The organism is Flexibacter flexilis DSM 6793 (assembly GCF_900112255.1).
GTDB lineage: Bacteria > Bacteroidota > Bacteroidia > Cytophagales > Flexibacteraceae > Flexibacter > Flexibacter flexilis.
Genome location: NZ_FOLE01000001.1, coordinates 856,620 through 877,063, shown reverse-complemented (window position 1 = coordinate 877,063; position 20,444 = coordinate 856,620). Strand labels below are relative to the sequence as shown.

At 44.2% G+C, this 20,444-nt stretch carries 19 protein-coding genes and 2 tRNA genes; 11 read left to right on the top strand and 10 right to left on the bottom strand.

The window, feature by feature from the left end; all coding sequences use genetic code 11:
* Positions 1-12: 12 nt before the first annotated feature.
* The 9 genes from BM090_RS03790 to menD all read left to right on the top strand — a co-directional run bounded on the left by BM090_RS03790 (position 13) and on the right by menD (position 7,533).
* Positions 13-1,680, top strand: a complete 1,668-nt coding sequence (locus BM090_RS03790) for a sodium-dependent transporter (protein ID WP_091507590.1) — start codon at positions 13-15, stop codon at positions 1,678-1,680.
* Between the two features lie 193 nt (positions 1,681-1,873).
* Positions 1,874-2,218: a phage holin family protein gene (locus BM090_RS03785; protein WP_091507587.1), complete on the top strand. Its 345-nt coding sequence runs from the start codon at positions 1,874-1,876 to the stop codon at positions 2,216-2,218.
* 16 nt (positions 2,219-2,234) lie between these two features.
* A complete protein-coding gene (locus BM090_RS03780) occupies positions 2,235-2,867 on the top strand; it encodes an NUDIX hydrolase (RefSeq protein WP_091507585.1) in 633 nt (210 codons plus the stop codon).
* Positions 2,868-3,000: 133 nt separating this feature from the next.
* The gene (locus BM090_RS03775) at positions 3,001-3,315 is read left to right on the top strand and encodes a rhodanese-like domain-containing protein (protein ID WP_091507581.1); all 315 of its coding nucleotides are present in this window, start codon (positions 3,001-3,003) and stop codon (positions 3,313-3,315) included.
* Positions 3,316-3,348: 33 nt separating this feature from the next.
* Positions 3,349-3,786: an OsmC family protein gene (locus tag BM090_RS03770; protein WP_091507577.1), complete on the top strand. Its 438-nt coding sequence runs from the start codon at positions 3,349-3,351 to the stop codon at positions 3,784-3,786.
* A 44-nt stretch (positions 3,787-3,830) separates the two neighbouring features.
* The gene (trxA, locus tag BM090_RS03765; RefSeq protein WP_091507573.1) at positions 3,831-4,133 is read left to right on the top strand and encodes a thioredoxin; all 303 of its coding nucleotides are present in this window, start codon (positions 3,831-3,833) and stop codon (positions 4,131-4,133) included.
* A 204-nt stretch (positions 4,134-4,337) separates the two neighbouring features.
* On the top strand, positions 4,338-5,069 hold the full coding sequence (locus BM090_RS03760; RefSeq protein ID WP_091507568.1) for an RluA family pseudouridine synthase: 732 nt from the start codon (positions 4,338-4,340) through the stop codon (positions 5,067-5,069).
* 28 nt (positions 5,070-5,097) lie between these two features.
* Positions 5,098-5,685, top strand: coding sequence for a DUF1573 domain-containing protein (locus BM090_RS03755; protein ID WP_091507564.1), 588 nt, complete (start codon positions 5,098-5,100; stop codon positions 5,683-5,685).
* A gap of 138 nt (positions 5,686-5,823) precedes the next feature.
* Complete coding sequence (menD, locus tag BM090_RS03750; protein WP_091507560.1) at positions 5,824-7,533, top strand: 2-succinyl-5-enolpyruvyl-6-hydroxy-3-cyclohexene-1-carboxylic-acid synthase; 1,710 nt, start codon at positions 5,824-5,826, stop codon at positions 7,531-7,533.
* 82 nt (positions 7,534-7,615) lie between these two features.
* Here menD and rpsJ read toward each other — a convergent pair whose 3' ends face one another.
* The 10 genes from rpsJ to BM090_RS03700 form a co-directional block, all read right to left on the bottom strand.
* Positions 7,616-7,921, bottom strand: a complete 306-nt coding sequence (gene rpsJ / locus BM090_RS03745) for a 30S ribosomal protein S10 (protein WP_091507557.1) — start codon at positions 7,919-7,921, stop codon at positions 7,616-7,618.
* A 16-nt stretch (positions 7,922-7,937) separates the two neighbouring features.
* A complete protein-coding gene (gene fusA, locus BM090_RS03740) occupies positions 7,938-10,067 on the bottom strand; it encodes an elongation factor G (RefSeq protein WP_091507554.1) in 2,130 nt (709 codons plus the stop codon).
* Positions 10,068-10,073: 6 nt separating this feature from the next.
* Positions 10,074-10,541, bottom strand: a complete 468-nt coding sequence (gene rpsG, locus BM090_RS03735) for a 30S ribosomal protein S7 (protein WP_091507549.1) — start codon at positions 10,539-10,541, stop codon at positions 10,074-10,076.
* Positions 10,542-10,623: 82 nt separating this feature from the next.
* Positions 10,624-11,046 (bottom strand): 30S ribosomal protein S12, encoded by a 423-nt coding sequence (gene rpsL / locus BM090_RS03730; protein WP_091507545.1) that lies wholly within the window; start codon positions 11,044-11,046, stop codon positions 10,624-10,626.
* A 435-nt stretch (positions 11,047-11,481) separates the two neighbouring features.
* Positions 11,482-11,554 (bottom strand) — tRNA-Thr (locus tag BM090_RS03725).
* 34 nt (positions 11,555-11,588) lie between these two features.
* A tRNA-Thr gene (locus tag BM090_RS03720) sits at positions 11,589-11,661 on the bottom strand.
* A gap of 161 nt (positions 11,662-11,822) precedes the next feature.
* The gene (locus BM090_RS03715; RefSeq protein ID WP_091507541.1) at positions 11,823-13,880 is read right to left on the bottom strand and encodes an alpha amylase C-terminal domain-containing protein; all 2,058 of its coding nucleotides are present in this window, start codon (positions 13,878-13,880) and stop codon (positions 11,823-11,825) included.
* A 77-nt stretch (positions 13,881-13,957) separates the two neighbouring features.
* A complete protein-coding gene (locus BM090_RS03710) occupies positions 13,958-15,019 on the bottom strand; it encodes an endonuclease/exonuclease/phosphatase family protein (RefSeq protein WP_177199825.1) in 1,062 nt (353 codons plus the stop codon).
* A 142-nt stretch (positions 15,020-15,161) separates the two neighbouring features.
* Positions 15,162-15,650 carry a DUF4442 domain-containing protein gene (locus BM090_RS03705; RefSeq protein WP_091507534.1) on the bottom strand — a complete coding sequence of 163 codons (489 nt, stop codon included), beginning with the start codon at positions 15,648-15,650 and terminating at the stop codon, positions 15,162-15,164.
* A gap of 264 nt (positions 15,651-15,914) precedes the next feature.
* Positions 15,915-16,754 (bottom strand): hypothetical protein, encoded by an 840-nt coding sequence (locus BM090_RS03700; protein WP_091507531.1) that lies wholly within the window; start codon positions 16,752-16,754, stop codon positions 15,915-15,917.
* A gap of 121 nt (positions 16,755-16,875) precedes the next feature.
* Here BM090_RS03700 and BM090_RS03695 point away from each other — a divergent pair, with 121 nt between their 5' ends.
* Both BM090_RS03695 and BM090_RS03690 read left to right on the top strand, forming a co-directional pair.
* The gene (locus tag BM090_RS03695; RefSeq protein WP_091507527.1) at positions 16,876-18,297 is read left to right on the top strand and encodes a hypothetical protein; all 1,422 of its coding nucleotides are present in this window, start codon (positions 16,876-16,878) and stop codon (positions 18,295-18,297) included.
* 347 nt (positions 18,298-18,644) lie between these two features.
* Complete coding sequence (locus BM090_RS03690; RefSeq protein WP_091507523.1) at positions 18,645-20,366, top strand: PSP1 domain-containing protein; 1,722 nt, start codon at positions 18,645-18,647, stop codon at positions 20,364-20,366.
* Positions 20,367-20,444: the final 78 nt, after the last annotated feature.

Genomic DNA, 20,444 nt, shown 5'->3' with positions numbered 1-20,444 from the left:
AATCAGAAATATATGAGTTCAGAAAATAAAGAATCGTGGGGCAGCCGCATTGGGCTTATTTTGGCAATGGCAGGCAATGCCGTAGGGTTGGGCAATTTTTTGCGCTTTCCTGTGCAGGCTCTCCAAAATGGTGGTGGTGCGTTTATTATTCCGTATTTGGTTTGTTTTTTACTCATGGGGATTCCGCTTTTGTGGGCAGAATGGGCAATGGGGCGTTTTGGCGGCAAACACGGACATCATTCCACGCCATTTATTTTGGACGCGATGGACAAACGCCGTTTCTGGAAATACATGGGCGTATTCGGGATTTTTACGAACGTGGCCGTAGCCGCGTACTATTGTTATCTGGAAAGCTGGACGATGTCGTATGTGTATCATTCGGTGGCGGGCACTTTCGCGCCGATGAGTTCCGAGCAAGTGGCCGCTTTTTTTGATTCTTACGTGGACGTAAAAACCTCTACAACGGGTTTGCCTTACGAGCCTATTATCTTTTTTGTGTTGTGTATTTTGCTCAATACTTGGATTTTGAGTAAAGGCTTGAGCGGTGGCGTAGAGAAAGCCTCCAAAATCGGAATGCCTTTGCTGTTGATTTTTGGTGTTTTCTTGGCCTACAAAGGCGTTACGTTACAAGCTGGCGAGCATGGCGCACAGTTTTCGGGTTTGGTGGGTTTGAATTTCCTTTGGACTCCGCAATTTGATTCGCTGGCCAATCCGCAAGTATGGTTGGCGGCGGCTGGCCAGATTTTCTTTACGCTGTCGGTGGGCATGGGAACAATACAATGTTATGCCTCGTATGTACGCCCCAAAGATGACATTGCGCTCAATGCCATGAGTGCGGGCTGGATGAACGAGTTTGTGGAAGTAGTGCTGGGCAGTGCCATTCTTATCCCGATTGCGGTGGGTTATTTGGGGATTGATAAAGTAATCGAAATGACCAAATCAGGTGGTTTGGGCTTGGGCTTCCGCACGATGCCGTATTTGTTTCAGCAATGGGGCGCAATAGTGGGCGCAATGGCTGGCGTGGCGTTTTTTGGCTTGTTGTTTTTTGCGGGAATTACTTCGTCGTTGGCGATGGGTACGCCTTGGATGGGCTTTTTGCAAGATGAGTTTGGTTGGAAACGTGAGCGTGCGGCGTGGTCGTTTGGCCTGATTGTGTTGGTGTTAGGCCTTCCAACAGTGATTTTTTTCCAAGAAGGCGTTTTTGACGAATACGACTATTGGGCAGGCACGGTTTCGTTGGTGGTGTTTGCGCTGGCCGAATCTATTTTGTTTGCGTGGGTGTTTGGCATGAAAAAAGGCTGGCACGAAATCACGCAAGGCGCGGACATCGAAGTTCCGACGGTTTATCGTTTCATTATCAAATACATTACGCCTGCTTTGCTTTTGTTGGTATTTTTGGGGGCAATGTTTGCACCTGCCAGCGGCAATTGGTCGGAAGCTATCGGCTTGCTATTCAGTGGAAAAGGTTGGGCTTTGTCTGATGGTGCTATTTTTGCCAAACTCTTCAACCAAGATATTTACCGACAAATAGAAGTAGCCACCGACTCGGCCACCAAAGACGCTTTGCACACCAAACTTTGGTACGTGAACGGCTCGCGGTTGTTGCTGTTGGCTGTTTTTGTGGGTATTGCCTATTTGGTGTATTTGGCGCAACGCAAACGCAAATTGCAACAAGCCTAAGAATTGCATAATCAAAATTTTAATAGAAAGCCTGCCATAACACTGGCGGGCTTTTTTGTTTATAGCGTCAATAGGCTTTAGCAAAATTTAAGCCCGCATCACGAATACGTTTTATTTGTTTTCGCTCAAAAATCACTAAACTTGTGGTCTAAGTCGTGAACTAATTTTGTATAATTCTAATATTCTTTAAGGTATGAATTTTCTAATAAGACTCATTCTTTCGGCGGTGGCGGTGCTTGCGGCTGCGTATTTTACACCTGGGGTAAAAGTAGAAGGTGGCTTTTGGGCAGCTTTCAAAGTAGCCATTGCGTTGGCTTTGCTCAACACTTTCGTAAAACCAGTGTTACAATTTTTTGCTTTTCCGTTCACGATACTTACGCTGGGGCTGTTTTTGTTTGTTATCAATGTGATTATCATTTATTTAGCCTCTTATTTTGTCGATGGTTTTAAGGTGACGGGCTTTGTTCCAGCCCTGATTTTCAGTGTGATACTGTCGGTAGCCACTTGGATACTGAACGCTTTTGCTGGTAACGACTAATTTTTTTTCTGAATAAATGATGCCCTTGCTCGACACACTCGCCCAACGACTGCAACAGGATTTGCCAGCCCAAGCCGCGCACAAACTCATGGAGTCGCAGGCACGTTTCAGGCAAGGGCTTTCTTGGAAACCCAACGACAAAACGCGCCAAAGTGCCGTGCTTATTTTGTTGTATCCGCACCAAGACAGCTTGTTTTTTCCGCTTACGCTTCGGCACGTGTACAAAGGCGCACACAGCGGCCAAGTGAGCCTGCCCGGTGGCCGCCGAGAAGAACAAGACCGCGATTTGGTGGCGACGGCTTTGCGAGAAACGCACGAAGAAATTGGAGTTGTGCCTGAAAACGTGCAAGTTATAGGGCAACTAACCGAACTTTTTGTACCCGCCAGTAATTTTATGATTCAGCCTTTTGTGGGTTATGTGGCCGAAAGACCAACTTTTCAGCCCGACGCGCACGAGGTTGCCCAACTTTTCGAGACGGATTTGCAGCAACTTACCGAGCCGTTTCGGGTAAAGAAAACCCTGCTAACCGTTGGGGAAAATATAGAGTTAGAAGCTCCTTATTTTGATTTGCATGGCCAAATAGTTTGGGGAGCTACTGCCATGATTTTGAGTGAGTTAAAACAAATTTTGCTGCAATCGTCGCACTGATTTTTTAGTTAAAAGCAAGAAAAAAGCGTTACTGTAACAAATGTTACAGACCATCATTGTTGCGCACAGTACCTTTGTATCGTAAAGTTTGACTCAGCCGAGTTATTTACCATCACAAAAGCACTGTTTCGTTATGTTAGATAAAATAAAAAGTTTCTTTGGCATTGCTCCCGCGCCAGATTACGCGCAACTTCTCAAAGAAGGCGCAATTATCGTAGATGTTCGCACCAAAGGCGAGTATTCGGGCGGCCACATCAAAGGTTCTATCAACTTGCCTCTCAATACGTTGGGTAGCCAATTGGACAAGCTCAAAGACAAAAATCAAGTAATTATCACTTGTTGCGCGTCGGGTATGCGTAGCGCGTCGGCCAAAAGTTTACTCAAATCCAAAGGCTACACGCAAGTATATAACGGTGGCGGCTGGTATGGCCTGCAATCGCGCCTCTAATCCTTTATTTTTCCCCAAAATTTTCTTAAAACAATGGAATCTGCACACGTTTATAATGTTGATATTGAATGGCTACAAGACCGCAAAGGCGTAGCTTCGTCGCCTGAATTGGATAATACTGTGGAAGTGGTTACGCCTCCCGAATTTCCGAAAGGCATTGCTGGCGTTTGGTCGCCCGAACATTTTTTTGTTGCGGCGGTGAATAGCTGCCTGATGACGACTTTTTTGGCGGTAGCCGAAAACTCAAAACTAAATTTTGTATCGTTCAAAAGCCAAGCCACGGGCACGCTGGAGAAAGTAGAAGGCAAATTCATGATGACTAAAGTTTTGCTCAAACCGCACGTAGTGTTGCCTGAAGGCGAAAGCCCCGAACGCGCCCAAAAAGTGCTGACAATGAGCGAAAAAGCCTGTTTAATTTCCAATTCCGTGAAATCGGAAGTAGTAATGGACGCAACTGTAACTTTTGCTTAAAAAGTTTTGTTGAAGGCTTAGAACAAACAAAACCCCAACACATTATGGCAACTTCATTTTCTGAACTTATCAAAAGCCCAACGCCAACATTAGTGGACTTTTACGCCGACTGGTGCGGCCCGTGCCGAGCCATGAAGCCGATTTTGGAGCAAGTAAAAGACTCGGTGGGCGACAATGCCAATATTATTAAAATAGATGTGGACAAAAATCCGAAGGTGGCGGCTGCTTACCAAGTGCAAAGTATCCCGACGCTGATTTTGTTCCAAAACGGCCAAGTGAAATGGCGACAAGCTGGCGTGGTGCAAGCCGCCCAACTCAAGCAAATTATACAGCGTTTCAAATCCTAATAGCATTTCAATTTACTCAAAACTAAATATATCTGTTGCCCTCTGCGAGCTTTGCGGTTTGTGGAGGGCTTTTTTTTGATGGGTGAATGATAAGCCATGGCAGAGCCTTGTTATTTATCTAAACAAAAAAACGTACCTTTGCAGCCTCAAAGCGTTTGGCCGTGCGCCAAACCGTAATTTATTGACTATCAAAAATTTATTGAATTGAAGAATAAAATAAATATTGCCGAACTCACCCTTTTTGAAAACGATGATTATTTGGTTTTGAACAAACCGCCGCATATTTCTACGCTCGACGAACGCACAGAAGGCGCACCGTTAGGTTTGTTGCGTGTGGTTCGTCAGGTTTTGCCCGATGCGCAAGTAGCGCACCGCTTGGACAAAGGAACTTCTGGCGCGATTGCTTTTGCCAAAAATCCTGATGCTTATCGCAATTTGGCCATGCAGTTTGAGCACCGCCAAGTAACCAAAGTGTATCATGCCGTAGTGGGTGGTTTGCAAGATTTTGTGGGAATAAATGTGTATTTGCCGATTTTGCCCCAAAAAAATGGCACGGTGAAAATCGACAAGCTCACGGGCAAAGAAGCGGAAACTATTTTTAATACGATTGAGGTTTTTAAAGCACATACGTTGGTGGAATGTTTGCCGATTACGGGGCGCATGCACCAAATTCGTATTCACTTGGCTTGCCTCAACTCGCCGATTGTGATGGACGAAACCTATGGCGGCAAACCGATTTTTCTTTCTCAAATCAAATCCAAATTCAACCTCAAAAACGACACGGAAGAGTTGCCGCTTATCAGCCGCGTAGCCTTGCACGCGCGTGCGTTGAGCTTTATGCTGCGCCCCAACGACGAGGAAAGCCGTGTAACAATAGAAGCTCCGTATCCGAAAGACATGGCCGCCTTGCTCAACCAATTGCGAAAAAATAACTAATAGACTCATTCACTAATTATCTGTTTCTATGAAAAAAATAATCATTTTCGCGTTAGCCAGTTTGTTGATTTTCAGTGGATTTGCACAGACAACCACCAAGAAAAAAAGAAAGTCAAGAACTAAAACGAAGACAACGACAACGGTCAAATCAAAGAAAAAGCTCAAAAAGGTTTCTGACAAAAAAGAAATAAAAGTAGCTGAGGCCAAGCCTGCCGCACCTGTTGCGCCCGTGATTCCGCCCAACAAACCGTATATCACGTTTGAACAGCCTACGCGCGATTTCGGCGATATTGTGCAAGGCGAAAAAGTTTCGCATACTTTCAAATTTCAAAATGCTGGTACACAGCCGCTTATCATTAGCAACGTACAAACTACTTGCGGTTGCACCGTTCCCGAATGGCCAAAAGAACCGATTCCGCCAGGCAATACGGGTTTGATTTCGGCTACTTTCAATTCGGCGAACAAAAGTGGGATTCAGCAAAAAGTAATTACGATTTATTCTAATGCTGCCAATGACCAAGCGACGGTAAAGATTTTGGCCAACGTGTTGCCGCCAAAGAAAACCGAAATGCCTGCCAATGGCACTGCGCCGACGGTGGTTTCGCCTACGGAATAATTTTTTAGAAAAATTTTATATAGAATTAGGTTGGATTTTTGGAAAATAGCCCCGAATATTCCAGCCTAATTTTTTTATTTGGGTCGAAAACCTAAACGCTGTAAGCAGTGTTTTGTGTTTGTTTTATTGCTTCATAACATGATTTTACAACCTCTCGTAGATATAGCGGCCATTTGTGCCGCCAAAAATGTAACTGAATTTGTGGTTTCGTCGGGTTCGCGTTGTGCGCCGCTTACGTTGGCGTTGGTGCGCCACACAGCCATTCGCACGCGCACGATTAGCGACGAACGCGCTGCCGCTTTTGTGGCGTTGGGCATGGCGCAAATGTCTGGTAATGTGGTAGGTTTGGTTTGTACGTCGGGTTCGGCGGTGCTCAATTACGCGCCTGCTATTTCCGAAGCCTTTTACCAACAAATTCCGCTTTTGGTGATTACGGCAGACCGCCCGCCCGAATGGATAGAGCAACAAGACGGCCAAACCATTCAGCAACAAGAAGTTTACGGCAAACACGTGAAAGCCTCGTATCAGTTGCCAGCCGACTACACGCACCCCGACGCGGTGCAATTTATCAATCGTGTGTTGAATGAGGCCATCAATTTGGCGCAGGTGTATCCGTGTGGCCCTGTGCACGTAAACGTTCCGATTCGTGAACCTTTTTATCCCGAAGAAAACGAAATAATGCAATTTGATGCGCAGCCGCGTGTAATCGAAGAAATTTCGCATTCGGCCAGTTTGCCGCGCCCAGCGTACATGAATTTGGCAAATGAGTGGCTTACTTTTTCGCGGAAAATGTTGGTAGTTGGGCAAGTTACGCCAGATTTGGAGTTACGCAATGCGCTGTATGCCTGTTGTTTGTATAATCAAATGCCATTGGTGGCCGACCTGATTAGCAATATGCACCAAGCCGAAAACGCCATAGATGCACACGATTTGTTTTTGATGACAACCGATGAACAAACAAAAAAAGACTTGCAGCCAGATTTGTTGGTAACAGTCGGCAACTCGGTTTTGTCTAAAAATTTAAAAACTTTTTTGCGAAAATATAAACCCAAACAACATTGGCACGTGCAGAAAGCGGGCAAAGTGGCCGACCCATTCGGAACGCTTACGCGCATTATCCGCACCGAACCCGCCGAGTTTTTTACCAAATTGGGGGAGCAAGGTTATTTTGAATTTATGAATCAGCAACCCAACGCATTTGCGGAGGCGTGGCTAGCGCAGCAACAAAATGCCCGCGAACGTTTTGTTGATTTTTTCAAAAACACTGCCCATTTTACTGAATTTGGGGCACTTAGACACGTAATGCAGGCTTTGCCCGACGATAGTCATTTGCATTTGGCCAATAGTATGTCGGTGCGCTATGCTAATTTTTTGAGCTTAGAGAAAAACAAAAAGATTGGCGTTTGGAGCAACAGAGGCACAAGCGGCATAGATGGCTGTACGGCTACGGCGGTGGGTGCCGCTCTCCAAACCGAGAAAATCGTAACGTTGATTACGGGCGATGTAGCTTTTTTCTATGACCGTAACGGTTTGTGGCACAATTATTTACCCAATAATTTGCGCATCGTTTTGATAAACAATAGGGGAGGAGCTATTTTTAAAATGATAGATGGCCCAGCACGCCAACCCGAAGCCGACGAATATTTCCAGACACGCCAGCAGCTGACCGCCGAACGCACTTGCGCCGACGCGCAAATTTTGTATCATAAAGCTGAAAATGATGCAGAATTGAAGGCAGTTTTAGAAACCTTTTTTGCAGCAAGTGAGCAAGCTAAATTACTGGAAATCAGTAGCTACACAGAAGTTAATGCCGCATTTTTTAGAGAAATGAAAAAGCAGTTTGTTTAGCAAGTTGCGGTAATAATAGGGATTGATATAAAACAAAAAAGCCGACTGTTGAAGTCGGCTTTTTTGTTTGTAAAGAAGATAATCAGACTTTGATTTCTACATCTACACCGCTAGGAAGCTCCAATTTCATAAGAGCATCTACCGTTTTAGGGCTAGTTGAGTAAATATCAACTAGGCGTTTGTAGGTACAAAGTTGGAATTGCTCTCTTGACTTTTTGTTAACGTGCGGAGAACGCAATACCGTGAAGATTTCTTTTTCAGTTGGCAACGGAATTGGACCGCTTACCACTGCACCTGTAGCCTTAACAGCCTTTACAATCTTCTCAGAAGATTTGTCCACAAGGCTGTGGTCAAAGGATTTTAGTTTTATTCTAATTTTTTGGTTCATAATCAATTATAAAGTTTTACACGCCTACGCTTTTGCCTTTAGCAGCCACTTGGTCTGCCAAGTTGTTTGGCATAAATTCGTAATGAGAGAAAGTAAGACTTGCAGCAGCACGTCCAGAAGTGATTGTACGAAGGTCTGTTACATAACCGAATAGTTCAGACAAAGGCACATCAGCTTTGATGATTTGCGCACCAGCTTTGCTGTCCATACCTTTCATCAAACCACGACGACGGTTCAAGTCACCTGTTACAGGACCTGTAAATTCGTCTGGCGTAACTACTTCAACACTCATAATTGGTTCCATCAAACGTGGACCGCATTTTTTAGCAGCTTCTTTGAAGCCCATACGAGCAGCCAATTCGAATGATAGAGAATCCGAATCCACATCGTGGAATGAACCGTGGAACAAACGAACTTTCATAGAGTCAACTGGGTAACCGCCGATAGGGCCGTTTTTCATTGATTCTTCAAAGCCTTTTTGGATAGCTGGGATAAATTCTCTTGGAATTGCACCACCTACGATTTCGTTCACGAATTCAAGACCTTCTTTACCGTCTTCGCGTGGCATCAATTCAAATACGATGTCGGCGAATTTACCACGACCACCAGTTTGTTTTTTGTAAACTTCACGGTGTTCAGAGTTTTTGGTAAGAGCTTCTTTATAAGCTACTTGTGGAGCACCTTGGTTGATTTCTACCTTAAATTCGCGACGCATACGGTCGATGATGATTTCAAGGTGAAGCTCACCCATACCACGCATTACAGTTTGGCCAGTTTCTTGGTCAGTGTGTACGCGCAACGTAGGATCTTCTTCCAACAATTTAGCGATAGCATTCGCCATTTTGTCCATATCAGCCGTTTTCTTAGGCTCGATAGCGTAGCCGATAACTGGCTCAGGGAAGCTCATAGATTCCAATACGATTGGTCTGTCTTCAGTTACAAGCGTATCACCAGTTTTGATGTCTTTGAAACCAACACCAGCAGCGATGTCACCAGCTTCTACTACATCAATTGGGTTTTGCTTGTTAGCGTGCATCTGCATAAGGCGAGAAATACGCTCTTTTTTGCCTGTACGCATGTTCAATACGTACGAACCAGCATCCAATTTACCAGAGTAAACACGGAAGAAGCACAAACGACCTACGAATGGGTCAGTTGCGATTTTGAAAGCAAGAGCTGCGAATGGTTCGCTTGCATCTGGCTGACGTGTTTCTTCTTGTTCTGTGTCTGGGTTTGTACCAACGATAGCAGGTACGTCCATTGGAGAAGGCAAGTAAGCGATAACCGCGTCAAGCATTGTTTGTACACCTTTGTTTTTGAAGGCAGAACCACAAAGAACAGGCGTAATTTTCATGGCAATAGTAGCTTTGCGGATCGCAGTCATCATTTCTTCGCGAGTGATGCTATCTGGATCTTCAAAGTATTTCTCCATCAATTTATCGTCGAACTCAGCGATGCTTTCTACCAAGAATGTACGCCATTCGGCTACTGTCTCAACTAAGTCTTCAGGAACTGGCACTTCGTTCCAAGTTCTTCCTTCGTCGCGATCGTTCCAAACCATAGCTTTGCCCGTAAGCAAATCTACTACGCCTTTGAACGTGTCTTCAGCACCGATTGGAACTTGCAAAGGCACAGGGAAACCGTTAAGTTTTTCTTTAATTTCTTTAATTACGTTAAAGAAATCAGCACCTGCACGGTCCATTTTATTAACAAAACCGATACGAGCTACATTGTATTTGTTGGCTTGTCTCCAAACTGTTTCTGATTGAGGCTCAACACCTGACACAGCACAGAAAAGAGCTACAGCACCGTCCAATACACGCAAAGAACGCTCCACTTCCACCGTGAAATCCACGTGGCCTGGAGTATCAATGAGGTTGATACGGTACGTTTTTGAGTCACCAGTAAGTTCGCCTTGAACTGTTGGATAGTTCCACTGAGTAGTGGTAGCAGCCGAAGTGATAGTGATACCACGTTCTTGTTCTTGCTCCATCCAGTCCATCGTGGCAGCACCATCGTGAACCTCACCAATTTTGTGCGTTTTACCTGTGTAGTACAGAATACGCTCACTGGTAGTTGTTTTACCAGCGTCAATGTGAGCCATGATACCTATATTGCGTAGGTATGCTAAATCTTGTTTTGCCATTGGAAATTAGAATTTGAAATGTGAGAACGCCTTGTTTGCTTCAGCCATTCTGTGCGTATCGTCTTTTTTCTTCACTGCCGCACCTTCGCCTTTAGCTGCCGCAACGATTTCGCCAGCCAAACGCTCAGTCATGGTTTTTTCGCCACGTTTGCGAGAATAAAGAATCATCCATTTGATGCCCAAAGCTACTTTACGAGCAGGACGAACTTCGTTTGGTACTTGGAAAGTAGCACCACCTACACGGCGGCTACGTACTTCTACCGAAGGCATGATGTTGTTTAGGGCTTTTTTCCAAACTTCAAGGCCGTTTTCGCTTGTACGTTTTTCTACTAAATCGCAAGCATCATAGAAAATTGAGTACGCGATGCTTTTTTTACCATCGTACATCAAGCTGTTTACGAATTTGGTTACAAGCGTATCTTTATATTTAGGGTCAGGAAGGACGTATCTCTTCTTTGGTTTTGCTTTTCTCATTGTATAAGATATAAACTATGTTTGTGTAAGACTTTTTGTTGAAGTTAGGCGGCCATTAGCCAAGCCTTTGGGCTTCTAACAATTATTTTTTGCCTTTTGCTGGCGCACCTTTTCCTGCTGGTGCAGCTGCTCCTGGTTTAGGACGTTTCGCACCGTATTTAGAACGAGCTTGCAAACGGCCTTTTACGCCTGCTGTATCCAATGCACCACGGATGATGTGGTAACGAACACCTGGCAAATCTTTCACACGACCACCGCGGATAAGAACGATTGAGTGTTCTTGTAGGTTGTGGCCTTCACCTGGGATGTATGCGTTTACTTCTTTGCTGTTCGACAAACGTACCCTTGCCACTTTGCGCATCGCAGAGTTTGGTTTTTTAGGGGTTGTTGTGTACACACGAGTACATACGCCTCTGCGTTGAGGACATGAGTCCAATGCCGGAGATTTTGATTTGGTAGTAAGCTTTTCTCTACCTTTTCTCACTAATTGCTGTATAGTAGGCATTTATTAATGATTTGGATTGGAAATAAAAGTTTTGAAGACTTTATAAATTTGATTGTTAAATATTCCCGAAACGTGCTAAATCTCCCGACTTGGGCACGCACCAGTTTCTTTCTTTGGTAACGAATAAATGCAATGAATTGATTTGCAGCAATCTACTGGCATTTCTTGGCTGTTTCGGAAATTCTACTGGTCTCTTGTAGGATTCGGGCTGCAAAGATGCAAAGAGTATATTACAATTGCAAGCCTGTCGTTATTTTTTTAAAAAACAAGTTTTTTTAAAACTTTTTTTTCGGGCAATGGGGTAGTGCCTGATTCTCTGTTACAAACGCGCGGCGCAAACCTGAGTAGCGTGGCGTTTTTTCAGTCCAAAATGCTTGTTGGGATAAAGCAAAAAGGACTACGATATTTTGTGTTATCGTAGCCCTTTTTTGGATGAGCCCCCAGTCGGAATCGAACCAACGACCTACTGATTACAAGTCAGTTGCTCTACCAGCTGAGCTATGGAGGCTTCAATTTGATGTTTTTGCTTTAAGGAGGAAGTGAGCCCCCAGTCGGAATCGAACCAACGACCTACTGATTACAAGTCAGTTGCTCTACCAGCTGAGCTATGGAGGCTTCTTGCTTAAAGCGGTGCAAAAGTAGGCAGAGTTTTTAATTATGCAAAAAAATCTACCAAAAAATTTCACACTTTTTTGTAAAATCCTGATTGTTAATTTTTTATTTTTCAAAAAAAATGAAGCGATGTTCGGCTACATACCTTTTTCTCCTAACAAAACTTACTTTTCTATGCCCAACACCAAGGCCGTGCGGCTTGTCAAATACAGTTGCAAAAGGCCGTTTTCGTTGGTGGCGTAGCGCGTTTGGGTGTCTATTCGCTCAAATCCGCCAAAGGCCGCATCGTCGGTATTGAGCAAAATTTTGTATTTTCCTTTGCGGCTCGGCTTGAACATATACCCAAAAATGGAATTGGAATGATGAAAATTGAAAATAAAAATCAGGCCGCCGCGCTCAAAAATCATGATTTGGCTTGCCTCGTCCATGTGCAAGGACTTGGCGGGTTTGGCTGCCAAAATCTTGTGCGAATGCGTCAGGTGCGTCATGGCTTTGTCAAAATCGCCTAAGTAGTGATATTTCAAAAATCCATTGTCGGCCAAAGACCACTGACGGCGTGCGTATTGATAGCTCCAGCCGTTTTCTTGGCGCGGAAAATCTATCCATTCGGGGTGGCCAAATTCATTTCCCATAAAATTCAGGTAGCCTTCTCCGCCCAACGAAATCGTGAGCAAGCGTATCATTTTATGTAAAGCTATTCCCCTGTCTATGAGTAAATTATCCATGCTCTTGGCCATAGATGTGTACATTTCTTTGTCCATGAGCCGAAACGACAGAGTCTTGTCGCCTACTAAGGCTTGGTCGTGCGATTCCACATAAGCCACCGTTTTTTCCGTGAAACGGCGGTTGGTGAGTGCGCCCCACATTTCCCAAATATTCCACTGATCATCGGTTTTTTCTTTGAGCAATTTTATCCAAAAATCAGGAATTCCCATGCCTAAACGGAAACTAAAACCAATGCCGCCATCTTCGACGGGCAGGCCAAGCCCAGGCATTCCGCTTACGTCTTCGGCGATGGTCAGCACTTGCGGCTTGGTTTGAAGCGCGATCGTGTTGGCCAGTTGCAAATACATGATGGCATCGGCTTCCACGTCGTCGCCGAAATAGTCGGCATAACCCAAAAACGATTTGTCGAGGCCATGATGAGAATATAACATGGAAGTTACGCCATCGAAACGGAAGCCATCAAAATTAAATTCTTCGAGCCAATAGCGCACATTGGAAAGCAAAATTTCCAACACTTCCCATTTTCCATAATTCCAAAGTCTCGAATCCCAAAGCGCGTGATAACCGCGTACTCCTGCATGAAAATATTGATAATCAGTTCCATCAAATTCCCCCAGCCCTTCGTTCAGGTTCTTAACGGCGTGCGAATGCACGATGTCCATTATCACGGCCAAGCCGCAACGGTGCGCTTCGTCTATGAGTTGTTTTAGTTCGTCGGGCGTACCGAATCGCGAAGATGGCGCAAACAAACTGGATACGTGATAGCCATACGAACCGTAATAAGGGTGTTCCTGAATGGCCATAAGTTGCAACACGGTGTAGCCGTCGGCCACCACGCGCGGCAGTATATTTTCCCGAAAAGCCGTATAACTCGAAACGCCTTCTTGCTCGGAACTCATGCCGATATGTGCTTCGTAAATGAGCGGATTTGCGAGATTTTTATGTTTTTTGAATGAATGTTTGAAGCGGTAAGGTTGCGACGGATACCAAATTTGCGGACAAAAATCGTGCGTTTCGGGGTTCTGAACCACGTAGTTAGCGTAAGCAGGAATGCGGTCGTTCAGGCCGTTGCGGGCATGAACCACTACTTTGTATTGGCTGCCGTGCCCGAAATTTGCGCCGTAAGTGGCATCGTCCAAGAAAATCTCCCAAATTCCGCGTTCGTTGCGATGCAGCGGGTGCGCCGTTCGTTGCCAGCCGTTAAAGTCGCCAGTCAGGTACAACTGATAGGCTTCGGGTGCCCATTCTCTATAAATCCAGCCTTTGCGCTCTTCGTCGCGGTTCATTCCCAGATACTTATACGCGCCAGCAAACGCGTACAAACTGCCTGAATGCTGTTCTATTTGGTGTAGCGCGGCTTTGTAGCGATGATAACGGGCTTTCAAAAATGGCTCGAAAGGCTCAAGCAAGTTGTCTTGCTGCACGATGGGCAGATGCGAAACGGGCGTTTCTACCAAAGAAACACTTGTTGGGGCAGTAGTCGATTTGGTGGACATAGTGGCAAAAGTTTGATTCTTTTGGGGTAAAGATAAAACTTTTGCAAGGCTGCATCAACTTTTTGAGGTACAAATATTTAGGGTTTTTCGTGGCGGTAAGTGGCTTGTATCGGGAAATGGTCGGAATATGGCCAACGGTGCGTCTGGAATGAAGTTACCTTCAAGTTTTTGGAAGCAAATTGTTGGTCAATTCTTAGAAAAGGTAAAAATCCATTGAAACTAAAACCTAAGCCATTGCCTGCTTTTTCAAAGGCATTTTGCAAGGTGCGTTGCGTGCGTGTGTAGGTGTAGCTATACGGCAAATCATTGAAATCTCCGCACACAATAACAGGATGTGGCGACTTGGCGATTTCAGCTTCAAGTTGCTTTACTTGCTTGGCTCTTAGTTCAAAACCTTTGTTTAACTTCTTGTAAACCAAATAAATACTTCTTTTTGCTTCTTGCTCGTCTTGGTCTTGTTCAAAATATTCGGCGCGTACTCTATTGGATTGCAAATGCACATTAAACACCCGTATCGTCTCCGTAGGCGTTACGATGTCTGCGTACAAAATCTGATTCATGTCAAGTTTTTGTCGGCGAAAGGCTTTCGTTTTGATGATGGGGTAGCGACTAAAAATAACCATACCGCCGCGTTCGCGTACCCAACCCTCTAAGGCTGGGCTAAAAAACGAATGTTTTAGGCCTGCTTCTCTAAAAAGTTTGGTAATTTTGGTGTTATCCAAGCCCTCCAAATATTCCTGAAAACAAATAACATCAGGTTGCAGGCTAATGAGTTCGGTCGTAACTGTTTTGCGTAAAGAAGCGGTAAGTTCTTTGTTTTGTTCGTGCCTGCCGAACATGTGCACGTTGTAGCTCACAACATTCAAATCATTAGGGTTGGCGTGGGCTGTGGGGTGAAATGCCACCGTCGAAAATACAAAACGTGCTCCAGCTACCAACGCAAAAAGCGGCGGTAACGCGGGTTTGATTCCTTTTTTCGGCCAAATAAAAATAAAAAGTATAGCGTTGATAATGAGCCAAATAGGAATAGACATAGCCATAAATCCAGCACCAAAACGGGCAGGCTGCAAGTAGGCACACCAATAGGCTACGCAACTAAGAGCGGCAATAAGAGTTGTGAAAAAAAAAGAAAATCGCATCCAGTAAACCATAGTTTTAGTGGCATAAAGGTAGTGTTTTATGCGCAATTTTATAGGAAATACCCAATGCAAACTTTCATATATTTTAAAAATGAAAGTCGTAAATAGCTGATTATGGCCAAACTATTTACGACTTCGTATTTTAGGCTTTTTTGGCTTTGAACGACCACGTAAACCAAAATTCGGCCACCGTGTCGCCTGCTTCGTCCGTGCCTTTGCTCAAAATCGTAACGGTGCGGCCTTCGCCTGTGGCTTTACTTTCGGCGATAGCCTGCGCAATAGCGTCGCCATCCGTGCACACAAACGTAATTTTGCCAACGGCTTTTTTGGTAAATTCGGCCTTCATGCCCACCACCAACATCGAAATAGAAGGCTTGGCTTCAAACACGTGCATCATTGCCAAAACGCCCGTAGAAAGCTCGGCGGCCATCGCCAAACACGCAAAATATAACGAACGAAAAGGGTTTTGGGTCAAATAGCCGTAGCGAATTGTTACGCTGGCCGATTTTTCGTCCAATGAAGCGACTTTCAGACCTGCCAGCCACGCCATCGGCAGGCGTTGCAACGTGAAAACTCTGTATTTGAAAGAATTGGTAATAATATTTTTGAATTTTTCTGCACCAGAAGCCATACAACAAGACTTTTATTTGAGGTGAATGTTAAAATAATTACAATTTGGGTATTAGTAAGCAGAATACCGCCAAAAGTAATAGATTGTTCGCGTATTTGGTATATTTTTTAGTACAAAAATATTTAAAAAGTCTATAAGTTTGTTTTTATAAATCTTGTATTGTGTTTTATTGATACAATGTTGGTTTTGTTGTGATTTTTAAGATTAAGTTCAAAAAATAGACAAATGATTTATTGGCTTTTATTTGAAATAAATAACTGATTTTTAGTTGGTTAATTTGTAAAAATAAAGTTGATTTTCGCTTATAACAAGCCAATAATTTTGGTTAATAAATACGTTGTCAATACGCGTTTGGATGGGAATAGAAATAGTTCTTTCCTTAAAATTATACAAATTAAAAAAATGTAATTCAGGTTTGCCCGTTGCCTCTGGCCAATAGATTTCATCACCCCAAAAATTCCAAGCCAGCGCATTAACCATCGGGAGCTTTTTCTTCAAATTTCCCATATTATCAAACACAATCAGGCCGCCTGCGGGTTTGTTGGCCACATACACAAGATTCTGATATTCATGTATTTGCCCCCAATCATATTGCTGGTTGGGTAGCAACAAGGCCAGCGGCGTGGTCAGCAAAATTTGTTGGTTGAGCAGGTCTATTTTTTTGAGGCTAAAATCATTGTCATCTATCGCCCAAAGTTGGTTGTCGGCAGAAGGGCAGGCCGTGCGCACAGAACTGGCCAGTTGTTCGGGCAGGCCAATGGCAGGACTGGGAAGCAAAAACCTATCCGTATAAATAATTTGCTGTAAATCCCTGTAAAACACCATGATTTTGAGTGGATTCCAAGCCTCGATGTGGCTGGGACTGGCGGCAATATCGGGCGAAAGTCGCTGGCGTGCGTTGCCTGTGCTATCGAACATTTGCAAAACGCCATCGCGCGTGGCCACGAGCCAAAGCCCGTCGCGCGTGGCTGAGCCGCATACAAACGAACTCGGAAGCGAAACAGTTCGCAATAAAGTCCATTGTTTGTCTGTGTTTTGAGCAAAAACATTGCTAAAGCTTCCTATCCAAGCCACTAAAGCCCATTCAAATCCGCGCAATTTCATTTTAGGAAAGTTTTTTGAAAGATGATTTATTCAAATATGGTCTAATTTCGGCAAAAAATCATGTTCTTTGCAGGCTTATTAGATTTTGGCCATACGCAAGGTCGCTTTTGCTCAGACAACTATGTTACGATTTTTTAGAATAAACGTTCCAGACCGCATAATTGTACTATTTCTGCTTTTACTGGCTATTCGTTTGCCACTTTTCATTACAGGAACGCCACATTTCGCCCCCGAATTGCAATGGCTACTGATTGGCGAAAAACTAAGTAAAGGCTTTTTGATGTACAAAGATGTGTGGGATAACACTGCTCCATTTTCGGCATTTCTGTATATGTTGCTCAACTACATAGCGGGCAAATCGGTACTGGCTTTGCAGATTTTGGCGTTTGTGGTGCTGTTTGTGCAAGCGTTGTTATTTAATGAAATGGGCGTGCGCCAAGAACTTTATACCGAACGGACTTTTGTGCCAGCCTTAGTGTACGGAATCGGGGCTAGTTTTTTTTATGATTGCTTATCGCTTTCACCTATGTTATTGGGTATCACATTTTTACTTCTTGCTTTAAGTAAAATATTTCGCCATATTCGTTATGGCATACGCGAAGACGAAATTTTCCTTATTGGCTTTTATATTGGTATTGCGGCACTTTTCAAATTGTCATTAACGGTGTTTGTGCTATTTCCGATGGTGGTATTTTTGTTGTATTCGGGTACTTCACCACGTTTGTACGCATTGTTGTTATTAGGCTTTTTTATCACGTTTGCGGCTACATTTCTTATCTTTTTGGGTTTTGGGGCTGGTTCGGATTTTTACTACAATTATTTAGCTACGCTGTTTGCTTCGTATCGGTCGCTTTTGGTGGGTTGGCGTGAAATTTTGCCTATTGCAGCCGTGCCTTTGATATTTGGAACGATTGCATTATTCAAAGTTGTTAGCTCCAATAAATTCATCAATTACCAGATAGTAAGCCAAGTGGCGATGATATTTTGGGTTGTTTTTTCAGTAATTGCCTTGTGGTTGGATACGGGTCGTTCCCCGTTTTTATATCTTATATTTTTGCCTGCTTTGGCGTTTTTGCTGACGCATTTCTTTTTGCTTTTCAAGAAAAAATGGCAAGCTGAATTAGCTTTTCTTGTGTGGTCGGCGGCAACGGTTTTCATGCTATATATTCCTACCTACAAGCTTTTTGAAGCGGAGACATGGCTGCCGTTACGCAGTTTTGAGGTGGGAGAAACACTCCCTGCGCAAGCCAACCAGAACAAAAATATTTTGGTGTTGGGCTACGCTCCCGAGTACTATGTGGGCAATAGTTTGGCAACGCCGTACCTAAACTATGAACTTTCGCGTCGCGATTTGCATGATTTGGAACATTACAGTTCCGTACTCAGAGTGTACAACAACTTCCGTAAAGAATTGCCTGACATCATCGTAAAAGCTCCACAAGATCCAACACTTGATTTGCTTTTTGCGCGTATGCCTGTTTTGGCCAAACAGTACCAACAAACACCAGCAGATACTAATGTTTATCAGCGAATTACACAATAAGGAGTACTATTTGTTGGTGTTTAGTCGCGAGAATTGTATAAGCGTACAAAATCTATAAAAAAATAGAAATGATACTTTAGTGTAAATAGATGATATTCTGATTATTGACCAGAGAGTTCCAAACAAAACACACACTTCTTTCCGTCGATTTCCCCAAAATATCAGTAAACAGGCTCAAAAGTTCCGAATTTAACTATATTTGTTCCCATTATTGAAAAATGAGTAGCTTTGTTAGAACTTCTGCTCAACAATGATCTGTATAAATAACAATGGCGTAAAGTGCTTGTAATAAGTGATTTATTGCTCTTGTTTCAGTTAAATAAACTTCGGAACGTAACAATATAAATATGGCTTGCACATCTTGTGGTTCAGGCGGTTGTGGAACAAAAAAAACTGACAGTAGTAGCAAAACGGCTTGTGCCACAGGTTGTTCTACTGGCGGTTGTAACAAACTCAACGTTTTTGATTGGCTTAGCGAAATGGACGGGGTGGGCGAGCTTTACCCCATCGTAGAAATAAGATTTAAAGGCGGAAGAAAAGAATTTTTCCGTAATCATTTGGGTTTAGATCTCACCACAGGCGATGCCGTAGTGGTGGAAGTTCCCAACGGGCATCATTTGGGATTTGTGTCGCTGCAAGGTGAACTTGTACGCCTACAAATGACCCGCAAAAACATCAAAGAAGACAGCGAAGAAGTACGTGGTATTTATCGCATCGCTTCCGAAAAAGACATAGAGAAGTTTGAAGAAATGCGCGCGCGTGAACTGCCAACGCTTTTCAGGGCCAGACAAATCATCGACGATTTGAAGCTGAGTATGAAACTCTCTGATGTTGAGTATCAGTCAGATAACACCAAAGCAACTTTCTATTACTCGGCAGACGAACGCGTAGATTTTCGCGAACTCATCAAGCTGTTGGCCAGTGAATTTAAAGTGCGTGTAGAAATGCGCCAAATCAGTTTGCGCCAAGAAGCCAGCCGTTTGGGCGGGATTGGTTCGTGTGGCCGTGAGTTGTGTTGCGCTACGTGGATTGCTGATTTTAAGAGCGTTTCCACTTCGGCGGCACGTTATCAGAACTTGTCTTTGAACCCCAGCAAACTGTCGGGTCAGTGTGGCCGCCTCAAATGTTGTCTTAACTACGAGTTGGATACCTACATGGACGCGCTGCGCGATATTCCGAACATCGAAAAGCCACTTTTCACCGAAAAAGGCGACGCGCATTTGCAAAAAACAGACATTTTCCGCCGCATCATGTGGTTTGGCTATGCCCAAGAAACTACTTGGCATCCGCTTTCCATTGATAGAGTGAAAATGATTTTGGAATTGAATAAAAAAGGCCAAAAAGTAGCGGTACTGACGGAGGAAGAAGAAGTGCTGCTCGACAACGAAGACGGCGGCTCGCTCAACGACGATTTGCACCAAATGGACAAACGTTTTGCCGAAAAAGACCGCAAAAACAAGCGCAAGAAAAAACGCACGGCCAGCAAATCAGGCGCAAAACCTGCCAATGCTTCGGCAGAAAACGGTGCAGAAGCGACTGCTATTGTAGCTCCTTCCAGACCTGAAAGACCCGAAAGGCCGCCACGTGCTGAGCGCGAAAACAGACCAGAAAGGCAGGACAGACCCGAAAGAGAACGTAGGCCAGACCGAGACCGCCCAGACCGCGAAAGACGTAATAATCAGGGGCAGCAATCACCACAAGCGGAAGCTAAAGTTCAGGGAAATGTAGAAAAACCTGAAAATGCTGCGCAGGAAGTGGGAGAAGGAACGGAACAACGTACCGAACGCGAAGGACGTAACAATAACAACCGACGCAATCGCAACCGCAATCGTGGCGGCGGACAACGACCTCCACGCCCAGAAGGGGAGGCACAAACTAACGAAAATGCGCCAGCAGTGCCAAGAGAAAGGCCTGTAAATCAGCCAAGAGCAGAACGTCCAGAAGGCGAAAATGCAGGCGGCTCAGACGAAGAAAGACGCAACAGAAACCGCAATAATCGCAACAGAAATCGTAACAGAGGACGCGGCGGAAATGGGCCAAAACCTTCGGAAAACCCTTCGGCGGAATAAGTTAAAATTCCTTAAAAAAAGTCAAAAAATGTTAAACGGCCATTGATTATTACAAATCATTGGCCGTTTTTTCTTTGT